Origin of the sequence: Methylobacterium gregans, from assembly GCF_022179245.1 — a bacterium.
GTDB lineage: Bacteria > Pseudomonadota > Alphaproteobacteria > Rhizobiales > Beijerinckiaceae > Methylobacterium > Methylobacterium gregans.
This window is the reverse complement of the sequence record NZ_BPQM01000141.1, coordinates 1-24,943: the sequence shown is the minus strand read 5'-3', so window position 1 is coordinate 24,943 and position 24,943 is coordinate 1. Positions and strand designations below refer to the sequence as shown.

The following is a 24,943-nucleotide window of genomic DNA, read 5'->3' as shown; positions in this document are numbered from 1 at the left end:
CGTGCGCCTATACAGGGCACGCTGCCTGATCGCCCAAAAATGGAAAGCTGCTTTCCGGAAGTGCCGCTGATCCTGCGTGAAACCTCGGATTAGTTAGTCTCTGTACTGATCTAGGGAGGACATGCAGTGGCACTGATCAATCTCAGCCTACCCGGCAACCTTCTCGGTGGCACGAGCATCGGCGGACTGATTTCTATCGGCGGCAACAATACGACCAGCGACACCATCGCCGACATCGGCGTCGCGGCGAACCTGCCCGGGGCGAACATCGTGAACGGCGTCACGAGCCTGCTGACGCCGGAGGGCAATCTGCTCTCCGTCGCCGCCGACGCCAACGTGCAGGTCGGGACCGGCGTGGGCGACCTCGTCAACGGCCTCGTCGGCAACGACCTGCTCATCGGCTCCGGCGGCGACGACCGGATCAACGGCGGTGCTGGCAACGACGTCCTTGACGGGGGCGACGGGGGCGACCTGATCTACGGCAACCAGGGCAACGACACGCTCTACGGCCGCTTCGGCGACGATTACCTCAACGGCGGCCAGGGCGACGACCTGATCTACGGCAACCAGGGCAACGACACGATCGCCGGCTCTTTGGGGCGCGATACGGTCTATGCCGGCCAGGGCAACGACCGGGTGGACTACGCGGCCTTCAGCGATGCGCAGCTCATCTACGGCAACATGCAGGACGACGTCCTGCTCGGCGGCTCGGGCGCCGACCGGATGTTCGGCGGCCAGGGCAACGACCAGCTGGTGGGCGGTGCCGGAAGCGATACCCTGTACGGCAATCTCGGCGACGACATCCTGACCGGCGGGTCCGGAGCGGACCGGTTCGTGTTCGCCGGCCCGATCGCCGGCCAGAACAGCGGCGCGGACCGGATCACCGACTTCAATGCCGGCGAGGGTGACCGGATCGCGCTGAACGGTCAGACGGCTACCGCCTTCGACAGCGGCGGCAACACGATCCTGCTCCTGTCCGGTGGCGGGACGATCCAGCTCGACGGCGTCGCGGCTGGGTCCGTCCAGAGCGGCTGGTTCGCCTGAGCCGCAGCAGGCGGTCGCCGGTACCGGCACGCGGCGCCGACGGTCGCGCGCGGGGCTGCACGGCACGGATCAGGTCAAGCCTCCGAAGGGACCCCGGCCCTCCGTCGCCGCCCCGCTCAGCCCGCCCGGTTCGCCGAGGCGGGCTGTTTGCTGTTCGGTCCCGGGAGCCCCCGGCCTGCGGTGCTCACGCCGGCGGCCCCTCCGTGCGCGCCGCGGTCCAGACCACGTGCCGCGGACCGGTCCGGCCGCTGGCCGGGATCCGGGTCTCCTCGACCGCGAACCCGTGGCGCTTCAGCCGAGCCTTGAACTTGCGATCCGGCGATCCCGACCAGACGCCCAGGACGCCGTTCGGCCGGAGCGCCCAGCGGAGCCGCTTCAGGCCCCATCCGTCGTAGAGCCGGTTGTTGGCCCGCCGCATCAGGCCCTCCGGGCCGTTGTCGACGTCCAGCAGGATGATGTCCCAGCCGGCGGCCTCCGACTGGATGAGACGGTTTACGTCCGTCTCGTGCACGCTCACGCGCAGGTCGTCCAGACAGCCGGCGAAGACCGGTGCCAGGGGGCCGCGCGCCCAAGCCGTCACCGCCGGTACCAGCTCGGCCACCACGATCCGCGCCTCCGGCCCCAGTGCCCGCAGGGCCGCACGGAGCGTGAATCCCATGCCGAGGCCGCCTATGAGCACGCGCGGGGCGGGCTCGTGCGGCAAGCGGGCGCAGGCCAGCGCTGCGAGCGCCTCCTCCGAGGTGCCGCGCGTGCTGTTCATCAGCTCGATCTCGTCGACGACGATGGTGAACTCGTCCTCCCTCTGCATCAGCGCGAGGCTCCGGCCGCCGCCCGGCACCGGGCCGGTATCGAGGTGAACCCAGGCGTTCATGGAGAGCCCTTCCGGTGTGAGGTGCCGACGGTTCCCTGTCGGAGGCATCGATGGAACGGGCGGAAGCGGCTTCGACGCTCGTCAAGGCCGCGCCATGGTCTGCGTCCCCTGCTCGGACGTGGCTTGCCCCGCGCGCCGGGGAGCGTCTATCAGCCCCCATGGCCAAGCGCATCAAGTCCCTGCCGCAGGAGCGCGGTTTCGTGCTCTTCGACGTCGTCTACGCGGACGGCAGCCGCGCCTCGAACCGGCGTGTCCCGGTCGAGATCCTGGGCGGGCTCGACGGCGACGCGCCGGCCGAGCAGCTCATCCTCGAGCAGGATCTGGAGATCGCCCGCAAGTCCGGCCGGCCGGCCCGCGAGATCCAGAGCCTGTCCCGCTCGCCCGCCCCGACCCCGAAGGTCGTCGCCTGAGCGTTCGCCCGGGTCCGTGCGCTGCGCTCAGGCCGCGTTCGGCGGGGAGACCGCGGCGGCCGCGCGCGGCGCCGTACGCGCCTGCAGCCATGTGGTGAGCGGCTTCTCCACGCAGTGGTGGACGAGGATCGCCGCCGCGCAGGCGAGGACGAGCGAGGCGGCGAGCATCGGCCAGTAGCCGAGCCTGTCGTGGAGCCCGGCCGCCACCCAGACCTTGCGGAAGCCGAAGATCACGAACGGGTGGCTGAGGTAGAGCGCGTAGCTCGCATCGCCCAGCCGCGCGGCGAGCCGTGGTCCGAGGCCACCGGCCCCGCTGGTCAGCCACCGGGGGCCGAGCGCGGCGGCCGCGACCAGCAGTGCTGCCGGAACACCCCAGCCGAGGACGCGCAGGGCGTCGTTCGGCGTGGTCCAGTCGAGAGCCTGATGCCCGGAGCCCATCGCGTCCCATGCCAGGGCGGCGACGGCGGCCGCGACCAGCGCGCCGCACGCCGGCGCCGAGAGGCCGACGCCTGACCGAAGCAGCAGCGCGAGGCCCATGCCGAAGGCGAATTCAAGCAGGATCGGCCGCGTCCAGAAGAAGGCGGCTGCCCCGAGCGCTCCCTGCGGACCGGACGGTACCAGCGTGCCCAGCAGCACCAGGGCGCCCAGCACGCCGGCGACGCCGAGCACGGCGCGGCCCCGGGCGAACCCGATGAAGAGCGCGAAGAGGCCGTAGAAGAACATCTCGTAGTTGAGCGTCCAGCCGAGCGTCAGGATCGGGCGCGGGATGCCGTCGCCGAAGGCGTCTGTCGGCCAGAAGGCGAAGGAGGCCAGGATGTCGGCCGGAGCGGGCAGCACCTTGCCCTCGGTCGCGGCGGCGCGGATCAGCAGCGCGAGGTAGAGCCCGGTGAACAGCCAGTAGAGCGGTACGATGCGCACGAGACGCCGGCCGAGGAAATGGCCCGCCGCCTCCGGACGGGCAAAGAGCCGCTCCGAGCTGTAGACCATGATGAAGCCGGAGATGACGAAGAACAGGTCCACCCCCGCGCCCCAGGGCAGGGTGAAGACCCGCTCGAAATCGCCGCCGAGCTTGAGGCTCTGGACCTTGGCGTCGTGCTGGGCGTGTCCGAAGGCGACAGTGAGGGCCGCGACCCCGCGCAGGATCTGGATGGGAACGATCTGGTTCATGGGGCCCCGACGCTTCGAACCGCGGCTCGGGTGGAAACGTAGGTTGGCCCGCTTAACGCGGGCTCTCGCCGGGAGCGTGACCCAGCAACAGCGTTAAGCGTTCGCCGCCTGTCTCCCGTCCCGGGCGCGCAGCCAGATCTCGCGTGCGACGTGCAGGCCCCACACCATGCCGAGCATCATGTAGACGTGGCGCCACTTCTCGATGTCGATCTGGAAGCCCTGCAGGAAGAACATGAGCAGCGCCGGCCATGCGATCTGCGCGAGGCGCTGGTACGGCGAGGGCGTGAGGCAGAGCCGGAATCCGACGAAGGCCGTGGCGAGCACGATGCCGAGGAAGCTGAAGCCGGCGAGCCACCCGCCGTTGGAGAAGGCGCCGATATAGGAGTTGTGCGGCTCCAGGTTGAAGATGCGGCGCCAGCGCAGGGGGCCGAATCCCTCGGGGCGCTCCAGCAGCATCTCCATGCCGCGGCGCTGGTTGCCGAAGCGCCCGGTCTCGCCCTCGTCGTAGTCCTTCGTCGCGACGGCGCGGTCGCTGAAACGCGCGGCGACGCCGTCCACCGCGAACAGGCCCGCGATCATCGCGCCCCCGCAGACGAGGGCGACGGCGCCGAGACCCGCGATCCGGCGCCGCAGCGCGCGCGTCGGCGCCGTGACCCAGGCCATCGCGGTCATCAGGCCGATGCCGAGCACGCATGCGGCCCAGGAGCCGCGCGAGAAGGACAGGAAGATGCAGGCCAGGATGACGAGGAGCGCGACGAGCGAGGCGAGGATCCGGCGTGTGCGCCCGGTGATCAGGTTGTGGATCAGGTAGAGCGCGGCGAGGATCAGGAACGAGCCGAGCAGGTTCGGGTCCTCGAACACTCCCGAGGCGCGTCCGTCCATCTTGAACAGCACGCCGTCGCCGAGCACGTCGAAGTAGCTGAGGATGCCGCAGACGGCGGCGAACAGGCAACTCGCCAGATAGGCCCCCAGGGCGAACTCGACGCGCCGGGTCGTCTGGTCCGAGAAGAACATCACGAAGAAGACGCCCGTGACGATCAGGTAGACCGACTGGAAGGTCCATTCCCCGGGCAGCGTCTCGTCGAGATAAGGCAGGAGCGAGATGACGAGGCAGGTCCCGTAGAGCAGGAGCAGTGCGAAGATCGCGATCGCCGCCCGGTGGAAGCGCAGGCCGAGCAGCGACCAGAGCAGCAGGGTCGGGATCGCCACGAAATCGTAGGGCGAGGGCCGCAGGAAGGTGAAGCAGGTGAAGAACAGGAACAGCCAGAACAAGCCGTAGCCGAGCCATTCCAGCGCGGTCCGCACGGGCAGGCTGCCGAGCCGGGAGGCTCCGACGTTGCGGGGCCGGTCCGGTCCGGCAAGGGTCGTGGCGTGCATCGGGGTGGGGTCCGGACGCGTGAGGGCACCGTGGCCGGCGCTGTCGATCCACGCGAGGATCCACGAGCCGCATCAGCAAAGCCTTAAGGCTGTGCCCCTGCGGCGTGCCGTCCGGGGGCGGAACCGCGGAGTCCTCTCGCGGATTCGAGCCCGCATGGCCGTTCCCCACAGACTTGAGGCGCCCCGGCGCCCGCGCAGCGCGAAAGCCGCCCCGGAGCCCGCGCCCGCACCCGATCTGGCCGAGAAGGCGCTCGCCGTGCACCGGCTCCTCTGCCCGGTCTACGGCTGTCCGATCCCCTACTTCCACGCGCTCGACCCGGTGAGCGAGCTCGTCTCCTCGCTGCTGTCGCACCGCACGCGCAACGCGGATTCGGGCCGGGCCTTCAAGGCCCTGCGGGCCCGCTACCCCGACTGGGCGACGCTGATCGCCGCGCCGACGGCCGAGGTCGAGGCGACGATCGCCGGGGTGACGTGGCCGGAACTGAAGGCGCCGCGCATCCAGGCTGTGCTGACTGCCGTGATGGAGCGGGCCGGCGGGCTCGATCTCGGCTTCCTCGCCGGAATGGAGGTTGCGGCGGCCCGCGCCTGGCTCGAGGCGATCCCCGGTATCGGCCCGAAGACGAGCGCCGCGGTGCTCAGCTTCTCGGTGCTGCGGATGCCGGCGCTGCCCGTCGACAGCCACCATCACCGGGTGGCGCAGCGTCTCGGCCTGATCGGTCCACGGGTCGATGTCGGCCCGTCGCACGCGATCCTGCGGGCGCAGCTGCCGGCGGACTGGAGCGCGCAGGACCTCTACGACAACCACGAGATCCTGATGCTGCACGGTCAGCGCGTCTGCCACCACCGCAACCCGGCCTGCGGCCGGTGCGTGCTCGCCGAGATCTGCCCGAGCGCCCGCTTGGCTTGAGCCATGGGCTTCCAAGGGGCCCGAGGCTCCTTGGCGGAGTCCCGGGCGCGCAGGCCCCGGGATTGGCTCCTGCGTCCCGGTTTTGCCGGGATGCAGGAGCCAAATGCAGGGCCCTGCCCTGCACCCGCCAAAGGTCTTCGACCCTTGGGACCCAGGACCATCCGCGCGCAACCTTGACCCCGTCCGCGGCACCTGATCAGAAGCCGGGTCCCGTCAGGTCGGCGGGCCTGTGAGGCGGGGTAGGCGCGCGATGGCCGCGTTCAACGAACTGGTGTTCTCCGGCGTGCAGCCGACCGGGAACCTGCATCTCGGCAACTATCTCGGCGCCATCAAGCGCTTCGTGGAGATGCAGAACCGGGACGCGCAGTGCCTCTACTGCGTCGTCGACATGCACGCGATCACGATGTGGCAGGACCCGCAGGCGCTGCGCGGTCAGATCCGCGAGGTCACGGCCGCGTTCCTGGCCGCCGGCATCGACCCGAAGCGCTCCATCGTGTTCAACCAGAGCCAGGTGCCGGCCCATGCCGAGCTCGCCTGGATCTTCAACTGCGTCGCCCGCATCGGCTGGCTCAACCGCATGACGCAGTTCAAGGACAAGGCCGGAAAGGACCGCGAGAACGCGAGCGTGGGCCTCTACGCCTATCCGGTGCTGATGGCCGCCGACATCCTGGCCTACCGGGCGACGCATGTGCCGGTCGGCGAGGACCAGAAACAGCACCTCGAGCTGACCCGCGACATCGCCCAGAAGTTCAACACGGACTTTGCCGGCTCGATCGCGGCCCACGGCCACGGCGAGGACGGGTTCTTCCCGGTGACCGAGCCGCTGATCGGCGGCCCGGCGGCGCGGGTGATGTCGCTGCGCGACGGCGCGAAGAAGATGTCGAAGTCGGACGCGTCCGACAACTCGCGCATCAACCTCACGGACGACCAGGACCTGATCGCCCAGAAGGTGCGCAAGGCCAAGACCGATCCGGATCCCCTCCCCTCCGAGGCCGAGGGCCTGAAGGGCCGGCCCGAGGCCGACAACCTCGTGGGCATCTACGCGGCGCTGGCCGAGACGACCCGCGAGGCGGTGCTGGCCAAGTTCGGCGGCGCGCAGTTCTCGGCCTTCAAGGGCGCGCTGGTCGATCTCGCGGTCGAGAAGCTCGCACCGATCAACGCCGAGATGAAGCGGCTGACCGCCGATCCCGGCCACATCGATGCCGTCCTGGCCGATGGGGCCGAACGGGCCGAGGCCATCGCGGCCCCGACCCTCGATGCCGTGAAGGACATCGTCGGCTTCGTGCGCCGCACGCGACTCAGCGCGGTCTGAGGCCGCTTTCCCGGAGGGGCCTCAGGGCTGCGTCCTGAGGCCGCCCTCGCCGCGGCCCAGCACCGCGCTCTGCGCGGGCTCACGGTGCCGCACGTTCCGAACGGCCGCGCGCTCACGGGACGCCACTTTGCGGGCCGTGAGAACCAGCACCGCGGCGAGGCCAAGCATCGCCCCGTCGAAGGCGAGGATGACGGCGTCCGCCTGCCCCGGCCCGGCGACGATCCGCAGCCCGTCCGCCGCGGCCACGCCCGCGTAGAGCGCCGCGCAGATGGTCAGCATCTCCGACCAGGCCCGTCCCTGCGGGCGCAGGATCCCCGCGAGCCCCACCGCGACCCAGGCGGCGAAGAAGGCCCGCACCTCCCACTCGGCCCGGCCCGCGAGATCGACCGGCAGCAGGCGATTGGCCAGGAAGAAGGCCGCGATCCCCGCCGGCAGACCGGCGATCGCCGCGATGTTGAGCCCCCGGACGAGGCGCAGGCCGAGACCGGCCGTCTCCCCCGGCTTGGGGACGCGCGCGACCGCCCAGAGCAGCAGGCCGGTCGCCACCATCGCGCAGCCGGCAAGGCCGGAGAGGAAGAACAGGAGCCGCAGGACCGGCCCGGCGAAATGCGCCTCGTGCAGGCCGACCATCGTGGAGAACGTCTTGGTCGCGGGTCTCAACGCGCCCTGGCGGACCTCCAGCAGCGCGCCGGTCGTGCCCGCGAAGGCGACCTGCGGGTGCTCGTGCGAGAGCCCGTGCGGCTCCTCGAACACGGCGATCACGGTGGCGTTCGCGTCCTTCGGGTTCTGGACCGAGACGCGCTCCAGCGTCTCCGGCACCGCGGCGATGGCCTGAAGCACCATCGGCCCGACCGGCGCGAGCGTGCCGGGCTGACCGGCTGGCGGGCGCGGACGGGTGATCTGGCCGGATTCGTGGAAGAGCGCCTGGGCGTTGCCGTCGTAGGCGGTGCGCACCCCCCAGGGCATGTACATCACCGCCAGCGTGACAAGGCCCGTATAGGTGATCATCAGGTGGAAGGGCAGGGCCAGCACGCCCGTGACGTTGTGCGCGTCGAGCCAGCCGCGCTGGGCGGACTTGGCGCCACGGCGGAAGGTGAAGAAGTCGGCGAAGATGCGCCGGTGCGTGACGATGCCGGAGACCAGCGCCACCAGCATGATCATGGCGCAGATGCCGACGATCCAGCGGCCCCAGAGCGGGGCCATGTGCAGCTCGAAGTGGAAGCGGTAAAGGAAGTCGCCGCCGCGCGTCTCACGCACCCGCGCGGGCTCTCCGGTCTCCGGGTCGAGCAGGACGTGGCCCGTCGGCCCGCCGGGCCGGGTCCGCCAGAACAGCTCGATCACGGGCCGGTCGGGGCGCGGCGGCGTGATGAACCACGCCCGCCCCTCCCCCGCATGGGTCTGCATGTAGGCGACGCCGCGCTCGACGGCCGCCGCGACGGCTTCCGGCGCGAGCGCCTCCCCGGCGACGAGCTCGGGCTGCATCCAGCGCGCGATCTCCGGCTTGTAGTAGCTCGCGGTGCCGGTGACGAAGACCGCGAACAGCACCCACCCGACCACGAGGCCGGACCAGGCGTGCAGCCACGCCATCGATTGCCGGAAGCCGGTGCGCATGGTCGGGACCTTACCAGCGGTAGCGCAGGGTCGCGTAGACCGTGCGGGGCAGGCCGTAATAGCAGCCCTGGTAGCCGAAGCAGCCGGTGACGTAGCGCTCGTCGAGCAGGTTCTGGGCGTTCAGCTGGAACTGGAAGCCCTGCAGCGTCGCGTCGAGATACTTCAGATCGTAGGAGAGGACGGCGTCCACGAGCACGCTCTCGGGCACCTTGAAGGTGTTGGCGAGGTCGCCCCAGGAGGGCCCGAGGTAGCGCACGCCACCGCCGATCCCGAGGCCGAGGAGCGGACCCTCGCTGAAGCGGTAATCCACGAAGAGCGAGGCGGTCGAATCCGGCACGAGATAGGGCCGGCGTCCGAGGAGCGGGACCTGCTGGCCGGTCAGGTCGTTGCGGGTCGTGCCGATGTCGCGGGTGGTGCGGATGTCGATGAGCGAGAAGCCGCCGATCAGGTTCAGGTTCTCGGTGATGTTGGCGCGCGCCTCGAACTCGATGCCTTGAACGCCGACCTCGCCCGTCTGGACGACGAAGCCGGGATTGGCCGGATCGGCGTTCGTGGCGTTCTGGCGCCGGATGTCGAAGGCCGCCGCCGTGAGGAGGATGTCGGTGCCGGGCGGCTGGTACTTGATGCCGGCCTCGTACTGGTTGCTCGTGACCGGATCGGGGATGCGCCCAGCCGTGCCGAAGGTCGTGTCGAAGATGCGGCCCGACGTGATCGGCTCGAACGCCTCGCTGTAGGAGACGTAAGGGGCGAGGCCGTTGTCGAAGAGGTAGAGCAGGCTCGCCCGGCCCGTGAAGGCGTCGGACGGGACGTCCTGGTTGGCGACCACGCCCGTCGTGAGGCTTCGGGTGGGGCCGGATTGGCGGGCGACGTCGTAGCGGCCGCCGAGCGTCAGCAGGAGGCGGTCGAACTTGACCTGGTCCTGGAAGTAGACGCCCGTCTGCGTCGAGCTGATCCGCGCGTCCGAGACGAAGGGCGGCGTCGGGATGTTCATCGTGTAGTTCGGCGCCAGCACGTTCAGGTCGGGCGCCGAGGGGAACTCGCTCGTCAGCGACCGGGTCTCGAAGGTGCGATGGTCGACGCCGACCAGCACGGTGTGTCCGAACATCCCCGTGTCGAAGTTCGCCACGACGTTGTTGTCCATCGTGTAGGCGTCGATGCCGACCTGCGTGGCGATGCGCGCCCGGGGAATCAGCGGCCCGCTGGCGAAGGGCCCGTTCCTGTCGGCGAAGGCGCTGTAGACGCTGCGGTAATCGCCCTCCGAGCGCAGGTAGCGGCCGGCGGAGTGGAAGCGCAGGTTCTCGTTGAAGCGATGGTCGAACAGGTAGCTGATCGAGGCCTGCGTCCGGTCCGAGCGCTCGAAGTTGCGGTCGCCGTCGTAGAAGTCGACCGGTAGACGCCCGGTGATCCCATTGCCGAAGTTGCGCGCGAAGACCGTGCCGACCGCCGGGAAGCCGCCGTAGAATCCGGAGAACGGGTCGCGCTGGTAGTTGCCGATCACGGTGAGCTGCGTGTCGGTGGATGGCCGCCACGTCACGCTCGGGTTGATGAAGAAGCGCTCGACCTGCGTGGTCACCGCCGGCCCGTCGCCCTTCCAGCCGAGGCCGACGAGGCGGTAGGCGAACTGGTCGGCGAGCGGACCGGCCTCCGCGGCGACGGGGCCGCCGACGTCGAAGCCGCCCCGCACCTCGTTGAAGCCGCCCCCCTGCACGAAGATCTCGCCGTGCCGGACGAACTGGGGCACCTTCGAGACAAGATTGACGATGCCGCCCGGTCCCGACTGGCCGTAGAGCACCGAGGCCGGTCCCTTGATCACGTCCACCCGCTCCAACCGGTACGGGTCGACGGTCGGGAACGCGTCGCGGTTGCCCGGCAGCGGCAGGCCGTCGAGGAAGAGGGGTGCGGTGAAGCCGCGGATGTAGAACTGCTCGAGCCGGGTGGAGCCGGCGCCGCCGCGCTGTTCCGTCGTGACGCTCGGGGTGAAGCGCAGGGCCTGGTTGATGGTCAGCGCGTTCTGGTCCTCGATCTGCTTGCGACCGATGACCGAGATCGACTGTGCGGTTTCCAGGATCGGCGTGTCGGTCTTGGTGCCGACCGTGCTGCGGCTGGCCACGTAGCCCGGTACCGCGCCGCTTGCCCCGCCCGGCCCGTAGAGGGCGCCCCCGAGGGTGCGCGCCGTGCCCTGCCCCGTGACGCTCAGCTCCGCCAGTTCGACCTCGGTGCCTGCCGCGGCCTGTGCGTAGGCTGCGCCGGAGAGTGACAGTGCAAATGTCGTCGAGAGAAGAACGGTGCGCAACGACCTGCTCAGAGTGATTCCAGCGTTCGTTCCTGTTTTGAAGGAGCGGATCGTTCTCATTTGTCTCGACCTCGATGCGACGATCGGGTGCTCTGATCGCCGCAAATACGCTGTTATCACGGTGCCGTGAGCGTCCTGATACCAAGAAAGCGGCTCTTTCCAAGAGCTATGTTATGTAATTATTCTAGATTTAAAGCCGCGCTCGAGCGGCGTTGCCCAGGGTGCCTCGCCTCGGCTTCGGACGGCAGCCACGGCCAAGCCGGCGCGCGCAGGCTCTGCGGCTCCGCTCCGGGCGAAGAGCTTGCCGGTCCGCAAGGATCACGGAGGATCCTATGAGCCACCCGATGGACGACTCGCACGACCTCCGCCGCTTCGTAGAGGCGCAACGCGACACCTACGACAGGGCGCTGACGGAATTGCGGGCCGGGCGGAAGCGCAGCCACTGGATGTGGTTCGTTTTCCCGCAGATCGCCGGACTCGGCCGCAGCCCGATGGCGGAGCGCTACGCCATCTCCTCGCTCGACGCGGCGCGGGCTTATCGCGCCCACACGCTCCTCGGGCCGCGGCTGCTCGCCTGCGTGCGGGCGGCGAACGCGCATCCGGGGCTCTCGGCCCGCGCCCTGTTCGGCTCGCCCGACGACATGAAGTTCCGCTCCAGCGTGACCCTGTTCGGGCTGGCCGACCCGGACGAGCCCGCCTTCCAGGAGGCACTGGCGACGTTCTTCGACGGGCAGCCGGACCCGCTCACCCTGAAGCGCCTCGGAGCGGCGTGAGAACGATCCGGTCCCGGCCCGGTTCAGCCTCCTAAGAGCGCGCAGCCCAAGGACAGATGGATCAGCCGCACCCGAACCGCGCCCCGCGCGAAGAGGAGACGGATCGGCGGCGGGGCGGTCCGCTGCGCGTCCTCGGTACCGGCATCATCACGGGGGCGGCCGACGACGATCCGTCGGCTATCGGCACCTATGTCAGCGCGGGGGCGAAGTTCGGGCTCGGCTTTCTGTGGATCGCCCCCGTGCTCCTGCCGATGATGTACGTGGTCGTCTACCTCTCGGCAAAGATCGGCCGCGTCTACGGCAAAGGGTTGTTCGCCGCCGTGCGCGACCGCTACCCGCCTAGCGTGCTCTACCCGATCGCGGCGGGCGCCTTCGCCGGCAACGTGATCGAGGCCGCGGCCAATCTCGGCGGGATCGGCGCGGCGCTCGGGCTCCTCGTACCCCTGCCGAAGCCCGTCATCGTCGCAGGGGCGGGCCTCGTCGTCCTGTCCTTCCAGTTCCTCGGCTCCTACGCACTCCTGCGCCGCATCTTCCGCTGGCTGGCGCTCGCCCTGCTGGCCTACCCCGTCGCCGCCATCCTGGCGCGGCCCGATCCCGCTGCGGTGCTGCGGGGGACCGTCGTGCCTGGCGTGCGCTTCGACGCGGAGTTCCTCGCGATGCTGGTCGCCTGCATCGGCACCTCGCTCTCGGCCTATGTCTACACCTGGCAGTCGAACCAGGAGGTCGAGGAGCAGGTCGCCGAGGGCAAGCGGACCCACCGGCAGCGCCGGGGGGCGTCCGACCGCGAGATCGCCGCGACCCGCCGCGACGTGGTCGTCGGCATGCTGTTCTCGAACCTGATCCTCTACTTCATCATCCTGTCGACGGGCACGACGCTCCACGCCGCCGGCCAGACGGAGATCGAGAGCGCCGCCCAGGCCGCGGCGGCGCTGGAGCCGCTGGCGGGAGCCGGCGCCAAGTACCTCTTCGCCGCGGGCGTCGTCGGGGTCGGCTTCCTGGCGGTGCCGGTGATGACGACGGGGGCGGCCTACGACTTTGTCCAGACCATCGGCCGCCCGGGCAGCCTCAACGCGCGTCCGTCCGAGGCGCGACTGTTCTACGGCACGATCCTCGTCGTGACGCTCGTCGCGGTGGGGCTGAACTTCCTCGGTTTCAATCCGATGCGTGCGCTGGTCTGGTCGGGCATCGTGCAGGGGTTTTCGGTGCCCCCGCTCCTCTTCCTGATGATGCTGATGACCCGTGATCCCCGGATGATGGGCGAGCGGGCGAACGGGCGCCTCACCGCATTCCTCGGCTGGACCACCACCGCCGTCACCTTCGCGGCGACCCTGTGCCTCGTCGCGACTTGGATCCTGTGACGACCCGCCGCCCGAACCCCGGCCCCGGCGTTCCCGTTGTTCCGGACCCGTACGCGCAGGCGAAGGAGGCCGGTGCCATGACGATCAACCTCTCCCTCATCCGCAGCCACATGGAGGTGGTTGGCCCGGACGGCAGCCATGTCGGCACCGTGGACGCGGTCGAGGGCCGGCGGATCAAGCTGACCCGCAAGGATCCGGCGGCCCACGGCCAGCACCACAGCTTCGACGCCGACCTCGTCGCCGCGGTCGACGACAAGGTCCGGCTCAACACCACGGACCTCGCGGCCGGCGGCTGACGGCTCAGAGCGGGTCGTAGCCCGGCTTACGGTAGAGGCTGCCCATCCGGGCGGCGATCTCGGGGCGGTAGACCGTCTCGGCCCAGTCCTCGGGCGCGACGTCCTCGATCGCGACCGAGACGGCCTTCTCGGAGCAGCCGGCGCTCGCCATCAGGGCGCGCGTCAGCGCCTCGGCGATCTCGGTTTTCTGCGCCTCGGACTTGCCGGCGTAGAGCTTGACGACGATGTGGGGCATGTCCGGTGCGATCTCCACGGGCGGGCGGCGCCCCGCATAGCGCGCCCCGCCCGCCCGCTCCAGCTTGGAAACGGTCCGTTCAGGCTTCGCCGCGTGCAACGAGCGCCTCGTACTCCGCGACCTCCAGCTTGCCTTCCCGGGCGACGCGGGCCTTGTCGGTGTCGCTGATCACGTCGCCGGCGAGGTCCAGGCGCTTCCAGGCGGCGAGCGGGGTCTCGCGATCCGGCCGCGGCACGTACTTGTTCTGCTCAAGCTTCCGGTACTTGTGGATGTAGCGCGGGCAGTTGACCCAGATCTTCGTGACGTCCACCCGGACGATGTACTTCGCTTCCGTATAGGCGGCGAGCAACGGGTCGTCGCGCATCAGGCGGGCATGCCCCTGCACGCGGACGCGGTGCGGCGTCTCGAAATCGATGAACAGAAGGCCGACCTTGGCCTGCCCCTCGATGTTGCCCATCGAGTAGAACATGCCGTTGCCGTCGAAGCCCGGGAAGGCGAGCGTGGCCTCGTCCACGACCTTCACGAAGCCGGTGCCGCCGCCCTTGTAGGAGACGGTCGGCATCCCGTCGGGATCGACGGTCGAGAGGAAGAACATGTCGCGGCTGCCGATGAAGGTGGCTTCGTCCGGCCGGATCGTCTCGTGCACCCAGTCGGTGTCGAGGCGGTTCGCCAGCTTGACCGTGCCGAACTCTTCTTGCAGCGCGCGGTGGGCGTCCGAGTAGAGCGATGCCATGTCCGATTCCTCCGGAGCCCCGTTCGCCGGGCTCTTGGGAGCGGTGTTTAGGCCAAGCCCCGCCCACGAGAAAGGCCGGTGCCGCCTTCGCGACACCGGCCCCAGGGCACGACGGTGGAGGCCGAGCGAAGCACGGCCTCCGAGTCCAAACAGATCAGTTCTTGGTCTTGTCGACGAGGGCCTTCTCGGAGATCCACGGCATCATGCCGCGGAGCTTGGCGCCGACCTCCTCGATCGGGTGGGCGGCGAGCTTGGCGCGGGTGGCCTTGAACGAGGTCTGGCCGACCTTGTTCTCCAGCATCCAGTTGCGGGTGAAGATGCCCGACTGGATGTCGTTGAGGACGCGCTTCATCTCGGCCTTGGTCTCGGGCGTGACGATGCGCGGGCCGGTGACGTACTCGCCGTACTCCGCGGTGTTCGAGATCGAGTAGTTCATGTTGGCGATGCCGCCCTCGTAGATGAGGTCGACGATCAGCTTCACCTCGTGCAGGCACTCGAAATAAGCCATCTCGGGGGCGTAGCCCGCCTCGACCAGGGTCTCGAAGCCGGCCTTGATCAGCTCGACGAGGCCGCCGCAGAGCACGGCCTGCTCACCGAACAGGTCGGTCTCGCACTCCTCCTTGAAGGTGGTCTCGATGATGCCGGCGCGGCCGCCGCCATTGGCCGAGGCGTAGGAAAGGCCGAGGTCGTGCGCGTTGCCCGACGCGTCCTGCGCGATGGCGATGAGCGTCGGCACGCCGCCGCCCTTCAGGTACTCGCCGCGCACCGTGTGGCCGGGGCCCTTCGGGGCGACCATCAGCACGTCGAGGTCCTTGCGCGGCTCGATCAGGTTGAAGTGCACGTTGAGGCCGTGGGCGAACAGGAGGGCGGCGCCCTGCTTCATGTTCGGCTCCAGCGACTCCTTGTAGATGTCGCCCTGCAACTCGTCGGGGGTGAGCATCATGACGACGTCGGCTTGGCGGGCGGCGTCGGCGACCGACATCACCTTGAAGCCCTCGTGCTCCGCCTTCTTGGCGGTGGCCGAGCCTTCGCGCAGCGCGATGACGATGTCCTTGACGCCCGAATCGCGCAGGTTGAGCGCGTGGGCGTGGCCCTGGGAGCCGTAGCCGACGATGACGACCTTCTTGCCCTTGATCAGGTTCAGGTCGGCGTCGCGATCGTAATACACACGCATGTCAGTCTTCCTTTCTTGGACGTCGGTGTTCGGGGTTCAGGCCCGGCCGTACAGGGCCAGGAACTGCTCGACGGCGCGGCCCGCATCGCGCCGGATTTCGCCGGCATCGAGGGGAAGCGCGTCGCCGAGCAGGAGCCGGATCTGGATGTCGCGGCCGACCAGACCGAAGAAGGTCCGGAAGGCCGTCTCAGTGTCGTCGAAGGCCAGCAGCCCGGCCGCGCGGCCAGCCTCCAGCACGGGCTTCACCCGCTCGCCGATGGCGAAGCGCCCGTTCGCCAGCACGATGCCGCCGAGATTGCTCTTGCGCGAGCCGGCATGGCCGATCGCCAGACGGTTCAGCGCCACCGAGGTGTCGCTCGCGATGACCTCCAGCCAGGTCGCCGCGAAATCCTGAAGGCTCTCGCGCAGCGTCGCGACGTCGAGGGCGTTCAGCGCGTAGCGGCCGGCATGGACCCGCGAGGCCTGCCAGCGCACCGTCGCCGTGAGCAGTCCGTCGCGGTCGCCGAACCACTTGTAGAGCGTCTCCTTGGAGCAGCTGGCCCTGCGGGCCACCGCGTCCATGGTGAGCTGGTCGCCCTCCTCGACCATCAGCGCGAGCACGGCGTCGAGCACCGCCTGCTGGCGGGCTGAGGGGAGCTCGGGGGCGGTCTCGGGGACCGTCTCGTCCTGTCTGGCGAGGTTCGGCTGCATCGGCTGCTTGGCAGTACCGTACCGTACGGTACGGCGCCGCTCTAAGCCGATTCGCCCCCTTGGACAAGGGGGCGCTGCGCGATCAGCGCGGCAGGTCGAGCTTCTCGCGGGCGAACACCGCCTGCACGGCCGGGCGCTCCGCCATGGCGCGGGCATGGGCCGTCCAGGCCGGGAAGCGCTCGGCCATGTCGAACTTGCAGGCGGGGCCGCGACCCCAGAACCAGAACAGCAGCAGGTAGGGATCAACCACGCTGTAGCGGCCGCCGACCGCCCAGCCGCCGTTCGAGAGGCGCACCTCGGTCATGGTGCAGAGGTCGCCGAACGTGTCGAGCGCCTTGGCCTGAATCCCTGCAAAGGCCGCCTCGTCGGCGGTGTAGCGCTCGGGGCGCCGGATATGCGCGAAGGTCGTGTGGTGGTTTGTGGAGAGCCAAGCCAGCCACTCGTCGGCCACCGCTTGGTCCCGCGGATCCGCGGGCCAGAGCGCCGGATGGAGCCGCGCGACGTGGCGCAGGATCGCCGTGTTCTCGGTGAGCACCCAGTCGCCGGTGACGAGGGCCGGCACCCGGCCGCGCTCGTTCACCGCGAGGTAGCGGGCGGAGCGCTGGTCGCCGGCCTGGAGATTGAGACGCTCCGTCTCGAACGGGTGGCCGGCCTCCTCCAGGGCGATGTGGGAGGCGAGCGAGCAGGCGCCGGGAGCGTAGTAGAGGGTGGGTGCGGTCATGGGGCGGGGTGCTTCGCTTCGTGTGGCGTCGTGATCGCCTTAGCCGCCCAGGCTCATCCCGAGAAGGGTCCGCAGCTTGCCGCGCACCTCGGCCACGACGAGGTCGGGTGCCCTGCCGAGGCTTCTCAGGATCCGGGTGGCCCAATCGATCGAGCGAACCTGATCGATGGGCACCGCGCCCTCGACGGCCAAGCCGGCCGGCAGGATCGCCTTCGTCGGCCAGGAATGGGGGTCGCACGGGTCGGGCAGACGATGACCCATCGCGTCAGCACGTTGATTTCCGGGTCCGAGAGGACGAGGGCCGGACGGATCCCGTCCTGCTCGGTTCCGCGGACCGGCGTGAGATCGACCAGAAGAAGTTCGCGCGGACCCGGCTGCCAGTCAGTACGGGTCGTTGGCGTCATCAATGATCTCAGAGCCGCGGTCGGGACCTCGATCGACGGTCGGCGGCTCAGCTTCGGGACCGAGCCGGCGCATCTCGGCGACCACCTCCGCCATCGTGTAGACCGGCAGGCCGTCGACGCAGCGGCGGCCGGCCCATTGCTGCGGCTTCGCTTGCGGCCTGGAGACGATCTCCACCGTCTCGCGCTCGCGGATGCCGAGTTCCTCGGCCTCAGCGGGGTCGAGATGGACAACGAGGTCGTCGCCCCGGTCGAACGACTTTGGCTTCCATCGCCTGGGCCTCCGGGAGCCGGCGCGGGCCGCGCCGGCCAGGATCTCTCGCCCGATCCTACAACGGCTCGGCGCCGCGGCCCATCGCCGAGATGCCGGTGCGGCAGGTCTCGACCAGGCCGATCACCGTCATCAGGCGCACGAAGCGGTCGATCTCCTCGGTGGTGCCGGTGAGCTCGAACACGAAGGAGGAGAGCGTGGCGTCGAGCGTCTTGGCGCCGAAGGCGGCGGCGAGGCGCAGAGCCTCGCTGCGGTGCTCGCCCTGTCCGGCAACCTTCACGAGGCAGATCTCGCGCTCGATCGCGTTGCCCTGGAGCGTCAGGTCGACGACCCGGTGCACCGGCACCAGCCGGTCGAGCTGCGCCTTGATCTGCTGGATCACCGCGTCGGTGCCCGAGGTCACGATGGTGATGCGCGAGAGGTGGCGCTCGGCCTCCGTCTCGGACACCGTCAGGCTCTCGATGTTGTAGCCGCGGCCGGAGAACATGCCGGAGATGCGGGCCAGCACGCCCGGCTCGTTGTCGACGATCACCGCCAGCGTGTGGCGGTTGACCGGCTCGACCTTCACCGGATCGGGGTAGTGGGTGTTCATCGCGTTCATGGCCTCGTCTCTCCCGCTCCTCTTATCGGCCGCACCGCCCCGCGGTGAACCGTTTTCTGGACCCTCGTGGGGGCGCATGATATCGGCGCCGCCCATGAACTCCCGCCAGCGCGCCCTCGACGCCGTGCAGCCCCGCGGCCGGATCGGCGTCGAGATCGGCCCCCTGAACCGCCCGCTGATCCGGCGCGCCGACGGCGAAATCCTCTACGCGGACCACCGTTCGACCGCGGACCTACGCACCAAATACGCGACCCACCCCGACGTGACCGGGCCGGACGCGGCTCCCCTCATGGAGGTCGACCTCGTCCTCGATGGCCGGACGCTGGCGGAAGCGCTCGGCCCCCGCGCGCCGGTCGACTACATCGTGGCGAGCCACGTGATGGAGCACGTGGCCGATCCGATCGGCTGGCTCGGCGACATGGCCGCGAGCCTGCGCGAGGACGGCGTGCTGTTCCTGGCCGTGCCCGACAAGCGCTTCACCTTCGACTTCCGGCGCGTGCCCTCGACCACGGGCGATCTCGTCGCCCACCATCTGGCCCGCGCGGCGACGACGAGTCCGGCCCAGATCTTCGAGCACACCGCCCGCACGGCGAACGTCGACCTCGTGGCGATCTGGGCGGGCGCGGGCCGTGAGCCCCCGCCGCTCTTCGACAGCCAGCTCGTCAGCGCCTTGCGGAACGCGAGGCTGGTGGCCGAGACCGGCACCTATCTCGACGCGCATTGCACGGTCTACACGCCGGTGAGCTTCCTCACCGTGTTCCGCGAGCTGATCGCCCTCGACCTGATGCCGTTCGAGATCGCCGCGATCACCCCGACCGAGCGCGACCAGCTTCAGTTCTACGTGACCCTGCGCAAGCACGCCGCCGCGAGCCCGGCCGAGCGGGCCGCCGCGACGCCACGGCTCGACCCGCGCCGCCATCACGACCTGCCGGAGCCCCCTCCCCCGCCGCCGCTGAACTGGCGGGCGCGGATCGCCCTGGCTTGGCTGGTGCTGCGGACGGGCCGCAGCACCCAGGAGACGAGTCTGCACGGCTGAGAACCCCGCGCGGGATCCTCAGACCAGCATCTTGCCTTCCTCGGAGATGACGTCGCCGAGCTCGACCCCGGTCTCGCCGAGGTAGTCGGACAGGAGCATCTCGTTGTGTGCCTTGCCCGACGGGATCATCGGGAAGCAGTTCTCGGTCTTGTCGACGACGCAGTCGAAGATCACCGGCCCATCATAGGCCAGCATCTCGGCGATGGCGGCGTCGAGGTCGCCCGGCTTCTCGCAGCGCATGCCCTTGGCGCCGTAGGCCTCGGCGAGCTTCACGAAGTCCGGGAGGCTCTCCGAGTAGCTCTGCGAGTAGCGCGAGCCGTGCAGCAGTTCCTGCCACTGGCGCACCATGCCCATGTACTCGTTGTTCAGGATGAAGATCTTGACCGGCAGCCGGTACTGCACTGCCGTCGAGAGCTCCTGAATGTTCATCAGGATCGAGGCCTCGCCCGCGATGTCGATGACGAGCCCGTCCGGATGGGCGAGCTGCGTGCCGATGGCCGCCGGCAGGCCGTAGCCCATGGTGCCGAGGCCGCCGGAGGTCATCCAGCGGTTCGGCTCCTCGAACTTGAAGTACTGGGCCGCCCACATCTGGTGCTGGCCGACCTCCGTGGTGATGTAGGTCTCGCGGTCCTTGCAGGCCTCGTAGAGGCGCTGGACGGCGTATTGCGGCTTGATGATCGTGCCCGACGGCCAGTAGGCGAGGCACTCGCGGGCGCGCCACGTGGCGATCTTCCCGAACCAGCCCTCAAGGTTGCTCTTGTCGGGCCGCGACGGCAGGGCGCGCCAGGCCTCCAGCATGTCCTCGAGCACCGAGGCGCAGTCGCCGACAATGCCGACATCGACCTTGACCACCTTGTTGATCGAGGAGGCGTCGACGTCGATGTGGATCTTCTTGGAGAAGGGCGAGAAGGCGTCCAGCCGCCCCGTGATGCGGTCGTCGAAGCGGGCGCCGACGCAGATCATCACGTCGCACTCGTGCATCGCGAGGTTCGCCTCGTAGGTCCCGTGCATGCCGAGCATGCCCAGGAACTTGTCGTCGGAGGCGGGATAAGCGCCCAGACCCATCAGGGTCGAGGTGACGGGGAAGCCGGTCTCGGCGACGAGTTCGCGCAGCAGGCGCGAGGCCTCGGGCCCCGAATTGATGACGCCGCCGCCGGTGTAGAAGACCGGGCGGCGGGCCGTCGCCATCAGCTCGACGGCCGCGCGGATGCGCTCGCGGTCGCCCTCGACGGCCGGCCGGTAGGTCTTGTGCTGCGACGAGGTGGGCTTCTCGTAGAGGCCGCTCGCGAACTGGATGTCCTTCGGCAGGTCGACGACGACCGGGCCCGGACGCCCGTTCTTCGCCACGTAGAAGGCCTCGTGCAGGATGCGCGGCAGGTCCGCGATCGATTTGACGAGGTAGTTGTGCTTCGTGCAGTGGCGCGTGATGCCGACCGTATCGCATTCCTGGAAGGCGTCGGTGCCGATGAGGTGCGTGGGCACCTGACCGGTGATGCAGACGAGCGGGATCGAGTCCAGCATCGCGTCGGTGAGGCCCGTGACGATGTTGGTGGCGCCGGGGCCCGAGGTGACGAGGACGCAGCCGACCTTGCCGGAGGAGCGCGCATAACCCTCCGCGGCGTGGACCGCGCCCTGCTCGTGGCGCACCAGCACGTGCTTGACCGCCTCCTGATGGAAGAGCGCGTCGTAGATCGGAAGCACCGCGCCGCCCGGATAGCCGAACAGCGTGTCGACACCCTGATCCTGGAAAGCCCGGATGACCATCTCGGCCCCGGTCATGACCTCGCCGCCCATCGTCTTCCTCCTCGTCCTGCTCTTCGTGTGATGTCTCGTCGGTTCGATCGCCGGATCGCGGGCAACAAAAAAGGGCCCCGAGGGACCCTGCATGCGCCACCACCCGGTCTACGGCCCGTCCGTCAGGGCCGCCCGGTCAGTGGCGCTACCGTTACAATGAGGGCCGTGCGCATCGTTTACGTCCGATCCGAAACCGCATCTCCGGCGGACCCTCGCAGGGCACGTTCCGGAAAGTGTCGGGCGTGATAGCGGAGGGGGGCCGAACGGTCAACGGGTGAAGGCGGGAAAGTTTCACCCCTGCGGATCGTTCGCGGACGTCCTCACGCCTCCGGCGGCCTGCGGCGCTCCACCCATCCGCTCGCCGCGTCGTAGGCGGCGCCGAGTTCGAGGCAGGCGCGCTCGCCATGGTTCGGGCCGACGATCTGGATGCCGGTCGGCAGGCCGCCGGCTCCGAAACCCGCGGGCATGTTGAGCGCCGGCAGGCCCGACATCGTCACCGGGATCACCGTCTCCATCCAGCGGTGATAGGTATCCATCGGCCGTCCGGCGACCGTGGTCGGCCAGCGCCGATCGATCGGGAACGGGAAGACCTGCGCGCTCGGGGCGACAAGGAACGGGTAGGTCTTCATGAAGCTCAGGACCGTCCGGTACCAGCGCGTGCGCCCCTCCTGCGCCCGGGTGACGGCCTCGGCGCCGAGCGTGAGGCCGCGCTCGACCTCCCAGGCCGCCTCGGGCTTGAGCTGGGCGCGGGTCGCCGGGTTCTCGTAGAGCGGTCGCAGACTCGCCGCGACCGTCCAGGCACGCAGGGTCAGCCAGTCCCGCCAGAGGGCCTCGTAGTCGTAGGCCGGGAACGCCGCCTCGACCGTGCAGCCGATCGCCCGGAACGTGTCGAGGGCGGCGATTCCGGTCTCCAGCACGCCCGGCTCGAAGGGCAGGTGACCGCCGAGATCACCCATCCAGGCGATGCGGGTGCCGGAAAAATCCCGCTCCAGCGGGGCGGCGAAACGAGCCGGATCCTCGTGGTTCGAGAGCGGCACGCGCGGGTCGTAGCCGGCGATGACCGAGAGCATCAGCCCAATATCGGCGGGCGAGCGCCCGACCGCGCCGAGCACGCCGAGCGAGGGCGTGAAGAGATCCGGGTTCTCGGCCGGAATGCGGCCGTAGCTTGTGCGCAGGCCGAACAGGTTGTTGAAGGCCGGCGGGTTGCGCAGCGATCCGGCATGGTCGCTGCCGTCCGCCACCGGGGTGAGCCGCAGCGCCACGGCGACGGCGGCCCCACCGCTCGATCCGCCGCCGCTGAGGGCCGAATCGTACGCGTTGCCGGTCGCGCCGTAGACTGGGTTGAAGCTGTGCGAGCCGAGGCCGAATTCCGGGATGTTGGTCTTGCCGACGAAGATCGCCCCCGCCGCGCGCAGCCGCGCGACCATGATCGAATCGGTCTCGGCCACGCGGTCGCGGAAGATCGGCGAACCTTGCGTGAAGGGTAGGCCGCGGACCGGATCGAGGTCCTTCACCGCGAGCGGGAACCCGTGCAGCGGGCCCGTGGGCTCGCCGCGGGCGAGCTGCGCGTCACACGCCTCTGCCTGCCGTATCAGCCCGGCGCGGTCTTGGAGAGCGACGATCGCGTTGACGCGCGGGTTCAGCCGCTCGATGCGGTCGAGGTAGGCTCCCATCACGGCGGCGCAGGAGACCTGCCGCGTGCGGATCGCCGCGGCGAGCGCGACGGCGCCCAGATCCGTGATCGCGTCGCCCGAATCCATGCGTGTCGCCTCAGCCCTGCCGCCAGTCCGAGGCGTGGTAGACGAAGCGCTCGCCCTCGCTCGCGAGCGCTGCGAGCCCGGTGAAGGCCGGGTCCTGCACGGTGATGACGCTCGTCGGGATCTCCCGCATCATCGCGGAGAACGGCGCCTTGTCCTCGAAGGAGGGCCGGAAATCGCCCTCCTGCAGCACCCGCATGATCCGGGGCGCGATGCCGCCGCCGATATAGACCCCGCCGGTCGCCAGGAAGGTGAGCGCGAGGTTGCCGCAGACCCGGCCGAGCAGCCGCCCGAACAGAGCGAGCGCCTCGGCCGCGTGCGGGTCGGAGGCGTGGAGACCCGCCTCGGTGATCGCCGCCGGGTCGATCCGCTCGGTTGGGACGCCGGTGCGGACGTGCCGCACGGCCGCGTGCAGCCGCGCGAGGCCGGGGCCGGACAGAACGGTCTCGACGGTGATCCGGCCCTCGGAGCGCTCCAGCACGTGCCAGATCGCCTCCTCGTCGGGCGTCGCGGGCCCGAGATCGGTATGGCCGGATTCCGTGGAGACGATGGCGAGGTGGTCGCCGTAGGGCACCAGCGCGGCGGCCCCGAAGCCGGTACCGGGGCCGAGCACGACGCGGGCGCCCGCGGGCGGCTCGACCGGGCGATCCTTGCAGGGGCCGATCGGGGTGAGGTCGGTCGGCGCGATGTCGGCCGCGCCCGCGGCCACCGGCACGTAGTCGTTCACGACGACCGCGCGTGAGAGACCGAAATCCGCCCCGATCCGGGCCGGCGCGACGAGCCAGGGCGCGTTGGTGAGCTGGATCTCCGGCCCGTCGACCCGGCCGGCAATGGCGAGGATCGCCGAGCGCGGGGCCCGGCCGCCCGCGGCCTCCATCCCCTTGGCAAGGGCCGCGCGGATCGCGCTCGTGGGATCGGGATGGCCGTGGGTCGGCTCGTGGGAGAGCGCCCAGGGGTCCGCACCCTTCTCCGGCACCAGGGCGAAGCGCGCATTGGTGCCGCCGATGTCGCCGACGAGGACCGGGAACTCGAACATGCGGGAGCGCTCTCCTTCAGGGCCGGACGGCGAGGGCGAGACGTCAGGCCGGCGGCAGGGCGTCGGGATCGAGAGGGGCGCCGTCGGCCCAGGCGCGCAGCAGGGCGCGTACGGCCTCAGGATCTGCCAGCCGCCGGGTCGCGATGGTGTCGCTCTCGCCGACCCGCACGGAGACGCCGCCGTCCTCGTTGACGGACGCGAAGGCGATCTCGTCCGTGCGGTCGTCGCCGAGGAAGACGGCGCGGCGGCCCGCATAGGGCGTGGCCTCCATGAAGGCTCGGATGGCGTGGCCCTTGGTGGCACTCGCCGGCACGATCTCTCCGACAGCCTTGCCGAGCTGCAGCCGGTACTCGGCGCCGAGCGCGGCGGCCGCCGCCTTCACGACCGCCTCGGCGCGGGCGGCGTCCTCGGGCGCGGCGAGGCGCCAGTGCACCGCGACGGAGGCGCCCTTGTCCTCGATGAGAACCGAGTCGAGATCGGCCACGCGGGCCTGGAGCCGCTGCACCTCGGCGCGGAGCGCCGGATGATCCTCGGCCCGCCCTCCGGTCAGGGCTCCCGCGGTGCGGCGCTCGACCCCGTGCAGGCCGGCGACGTCGAAGCGGGCGGGCTTCAGGAAGTCGTCGATGACGCCGACCGGACGCCCGGTGACGATGGCGAGCGCCCCGCCGAGCCGCTCGCGCAGCCGCTCCAGGATGGGCACGAGATCCGGGTCGACCTGCACCGCGTCCGGCCGCGGCGCGATCTCGACGAGGGTGCCGTCGAAATCGAGGAACAGGGCAAGGCTCACGCGCGCGCTCCGGCGGGTCATGGGGCGGATCTTGGATCGCGCCCGAGCTAGCACGGTGCCGGAGGCCGCCGCAAACGTCGAGCCCCCAGACCCGCACGGGGCTCGCCAGGAATTTCCGCCCCCCTATACCTCGCGCATCGGACCGGTGAGCGGAGTGTGGCGATGCAGGTTCTGGCGGACCCGAAGGATCTCGGCCTCTGTCCCGAGCGGCTGGAGCGCGTCGACGGCTGGATGCGCGGGCTCGTCGCGGAGGGGCGCCTTGCCGGTCTCTCGGTCTCGGTGATGCGG

At 70.1% G+C, this 24,943-nt stretch carries 26 protein-coding genes and 2 pseudogenes; 10 read left to right on the top strand and 18 right to left on the bottom strand.

Annotated elements, in window-relative coordinates; all coding sequences use genetic code 11:
- Positions 1 to 126: 126 nt before the first annotated feature.
- Complete coding sequence (locus MFF54_RS24050) at positions 127 to 1,044, top strand: calcium-binding protein (protein ID WP_238306727.1); 918 nt, start codon at positions 127 to 129, stop codon at positions 1,042 to 1,044.
- A 184-nt stretch (positions 1,045 to 1,228) separates the two neighbouring features.
- Here MFF54_RS24050 and MFF54_RS24045 read toward each other — a convergent pair whose 3' ends face one another.
- Complete coding sequence (locus tag MFF54_RS24045) at positions 1,229 to 1,915, bottom strand: spermidine synthase (protein ID WP_238306726.1); 687 nt, start codon at positions 1,913 to 1,915, stop codon at positions 1,229 to 1,231.
- A 158-nt stretch (positions 1,916 to 2,073) separates the two neighbouring features.
- On the opposite strand from MFF54_RS24045, the gene MFF54_RS24040 reads away from it, so the two are divergent.
- A complete protein-coding gene (locus MFF54_RS24040; protein WP_238306725.1) occupies positions 2,074 to 2,325 on the top strand; it encodes a hypothetical protein in 252 nt (83 codons plus the stop codon).
- A gap of 27 nt (positions 2,326 to 2,352) precedes the next feature.
- On the opposite strand, the gene MFF54_RS24035 is transcribed toward MFF54_RS24040, so the two are convergent.
- Together MFF54_RS24035 and MFF54_RS24030 are read right to left on the bottom strand one after the other, a co-directional pair.
- Positions 2,353 to 3,492, bottom strand: coding sequence for an acyltransferase family protein (locus MFF54_RS24035; RefSeq protein WP_238306724.1), 1,140 nt, complete (start codon positions 3,490 to 3,492; stop codon positions 2,353 to 2,355).
- A 93-nt stretch (positions 3,493 to 3,585) separates the two neighbouring features.
- Positions 3,586 to 4,869, bottom strand: coding sequence for an O-antigen ligase family protein (locus MFF54_RS24030; RefSeq protein WP_238306723.1), 1,284 nt, complete (start codon positions 4,867 to 4,869; stop codon positions 3,586 to 3,588).
- Between the two features lie 154 nt (positions 4,870 to 5,023).
- Here MFF54_RS24030 and MFF54_RS24025 point away from each other — a divergent pair, with 154 nt between their 5' ends.
- A complete protein-coding gene (locus MFF54_RS24025; RefSeq protein WP_238306722.1) occupies positions 5,024 to 5,776 on the top strand; it encodes an endonuclease III domain-containing protein in 753 nt (250 codons plus the stop codon).
- A gap of 250 nt (positions 5,777 to 6,026) precedes the next feature.
- Positions 6,027 to 7,088, top strand: a complete 1,062-nt coding sequence (gene trpS / locus MFF54_RS24020) for a tryptophan--tRNA ligase (RefSeq protein ID WP_238306721.1) — start codon at positions 6,027 to 6,029, stop codon at positions 7,086 to 7,088.
- 21 nt (positions 7,089 to 7,109) lie between these two features.
- Here the strand turns inward: trpS and MFF54_RS24015 are convergent, their stop codons facing one another.
- Positions 7,110 to 8,699 carry a PepSY-associated TM helix domain-containing protein gene (locus MFF54_RS24015; protein ID WP_238306720.1) on the bottom strand — a complete coding sequence of 530 codons (1,590 nt, stop codon included), beginning with the start codon at positions 8,697 to 8,699 and terminating at the stop codon, positions 7,110 to 7,112.
- Between the two features lie 10 nt (positions 8,700 to 8,709).
- Positions 8,710 to 10,992 (bottom strand): TonB-dependent siderophore receptor, encoded by a 2,283-nt coding sequence (locus MFF54_RS24010; protein ID WP_238306719.1) that lies wholly within the window; start codon positions 10,990 to 10,992, stop codon positions 8,710 to 8,712.
- Here MFF54_RS24010 and MFF54_RS24005 point away from each other — a divergent pair.
- The 4 genes from MFF54_RS24005 (at position 10,985) to MFF54_RS23990 (ending at position 13,419) form a co-directional block, all read left to right on the top strand.
- Complete coding sequence (locus MFF54_RS24005; RefSeq protein ID WP_238306718.1) at positions 10,985 to 11,122, top strand: hypothetical protein; 138 nt, start codon at positions 10,985 to 10,987, stop codon at positions 11,120 to 11,122. The two genes, MFF54_RS24010 and MFF54_RS24005, sit on opposite strands and share 8 nt — an antisense overlap.
- Before the next feature lie 214 nt (positions 11,123 to 11,336).
- Positions 11,337 to 11,765 (top strand): DUF1810 domain-containing protein, encoded by a 429-nt coding sequence (locus tag MFF54_RS24000; protein WP_238306735.1) that lies wholly within the window; start codon positions 11,337 to 11,339, stop codon positions 11,763 to 11,765.
- 56 nt (positions 11,766 to 11,821) lie between these two features.
- A complete protein-coding gene (locus tag MFF54_RS23995; protein ID WP_238306717.1) occupies positions 11,822 to 13,123 on the top strand; it encodes an NRAMP family divalent metal transporter in 1,302 nt (433 codons plus the stop codon).
- A gap of 77 nt (positions 13,124 to 13,200) precedes the next feature.
- Entirely contained in the window at positions 13,201 to 13,419 is a 219-nt protein-coding gene (locus MFF54_RS23990) for a DUF2171 domain-containing protein (RefSeq protein ID WP_238306716.1), read from the top strand.
- Positions 13,420 to 13,423: 4 nt separating this feature from the next.
- On the opposite strand, the gene MFF54_RS23985 is transcribed toward MFF54_RS23990, so the two are convergent.
- From MFF54_RS23985 to ilvN, 9 genes and pseudogenes are all read right to left on the bottom strand, one after another.
- Positions 13,424 to 13,654: a tautomerase family protein gene (locus MFF54_RS23985; RefSeq protein WP_238306715.1), complete on the bottom strand. Its 231-nt coding sequence runs from the start codon at positions 13,652 to 13,654 to the stop codon at positions 13,424 to 13,426.
- Between the two features lie 79 nt (positions 13,655 to 13,733).
- Positions 13,734 to 14,387: a pyridoxamine 5'-phosphate oxidase family protein gene (locus MFF54_RS23980; RefSeq protein ID WP_238306714.1), complete on the bottom strand. Its 654-nt coding sequence runs from the start codon at positions 14,385 to 14,387 to the stop codon at positions 13,734 to 13,736.
- Between the two features lie 154 nt (positions 14,388 to 14,541).
- Positions 14,542 to 15,561, bottom strand: coding sequence for a ketol-acid reductoisomerase (ilvC, locus tag MFF54_RS23975; RefSeq protein WP_238306713.1), 1,020 nt, complete (start codon positions 15,559 to 15,561; stop codon positions 14,542 to 14,544).
- Positions 15,562 to 15,597: 36 nt separating this feature from the next.
- On the bottom strand, positions 15,598 to 16,251 hold the full coding sequence (locus MFF54_RS23970; RefSeq protein ID WP_238306712.1) for a TetR/AcrR family transcriptional regulator C-terminal domain-containing protein: 654 nt from the start codon (positions 16,249 to 16,251) through the stop codon (positions 15,598 to 15,600).
- Positions 16,252 to 16,333: 82 nt separating this feature from the next.
- Positions 16,334 to 16,972 (bottom strand): glutathione S-transferase family protein, encoded by a 639-nt coding sequence (locus tag MFF54_RS23965; protein ID WP_238306711.1) that lies wholly within the window; start codon positions 16,970 to 16,972, stop codon positions 16,334 to 16,336.
- Positions 16,973 to 17,011: 39 nt separating this feature from the next.
- Positions 17,012 to 17,233 (bottom strand): putative type II toxin-antitoxin system PemK/MazF family toxin, encoded by a 222-nt coding sequence (locus tag MFF54_RS23960; RefSeq protein WP_238306739.1) that lies wholly within the window; start codon positions 17,231 to 17,233, stop codon positions 17,012 to 17,014.
- A 32-nt stretch (positions 17,234 to 17,265) separates the two neighbouring features.
- Positions 17,266 to 17,376: pseudogene (locus MFF54_RS23955) on the bottom strand (type II toxin-antitoxin system PemK/MazF family toxin); the annotation flags it as partial.
- Entirely contained in the window at positions 17,354 to 17,551 is a 198-nt protein-coding gene (locus tag MFF54_RS23950) for a hypothetical protein (protein ID WP_238306710.1), read from the bottom strand. The pseudogene MFF54_RS23955 and the gene MFF54_RS23950, both read right to left, overlap by 23 nt.
- Positions 17,552 to 17,702: 151 nt before the next feature.
- Complete coding sequence (ilvN, locus tag MFF54_RS23945; RefSeq protein WP_238306709.1) at positions 17,703 to 18,245, bottom strand: acetolactate synthase small subunit; 543 nt, start codon at positions 18,243 to 18,245, stop codon at positions 17,703 to 17,705.
- 94 nt (positions 18,246 to 18,339) lie between these two features.
- Between ilvN and MFF54_RS23940 the strand changes: the two genes are divergently transcribed.
- Entirely contained in the window at positions 18,340 to 19,281 is a 942-nt protein-coding gene (locus MFF54_RS23940; RefSeq protein ID WP_238306708.1) for a methyltransferase domain-containing protein, read from the top strand.
- A gap of 18 nt (positions 19,282 to 19,299) precedes the next feature.
- Here MFF54_RS23940 and MFF54_RS23935 read toward each other — a convergent pair whose 3' ends face one another.
- From MFF54_RS23935 to otsB, 4 genes are all read right to left on the bottom strand, one after another.
- On the bottom strand, positions 19,300 to 21,075 hold the full coding sequence (locus tag MFF54_RS23935) for an acetolactate synthase 3 large subunit (protein WP_238306707.1): 1,776 nt from the start codon (positions 21,073 to 21,075) through the stop codon (positions 19,300 to 19,302).
- 320 nt (positions 21,076 to 21,395) lie between these two features.
- Positions 21,396 to 22,835 carry an amidase gene (locus tag MFF54_RS23930; protein ID WP_238306706.1) on the bottom strand — a complete coding sequence of 480 codons (1,440 nt, stop codon included), beginning with the start codon at positions 22,833 to 22,835 and terminating at the stop codon, positions 21,396 to 21,398.
- Between the two features lie 10 nt (positions 22,836 to 22,845).
- A complete protein-coding gene (locus MFF54_RS23925; protein ID WP_238306705.1) occupies positions 22,846 to 23,868 on the bottom strand; it encodes a glucokinase in 1,023 nt (340 codons plus the stop codon).
- A 43-nt stretch (positions 23,869 to 23,911) separates the two neighbouring features.
- Positions 23,912 to 24,676: a trehalose-phosphatase gene (gene otsB / locus MFF54_RS23920; protein WP_238306704.1), complete on the bottom strand. Its 765-nt coding sequence runs from the start codon at positions 24,674 to 24,676 to the stop codon at positions 23,912 to 23,914.
- Positions 24,677 to 24,817: 141 nt separating this feature from the next.
- Between otsB and MFF54_RS23915 the strand changes: the two are divergent.
- Positions 24,818 to 24,943, top strand: a pseudogene (locus MFF54_RS23915) (serine hydrolase); the annotation flags it as partial.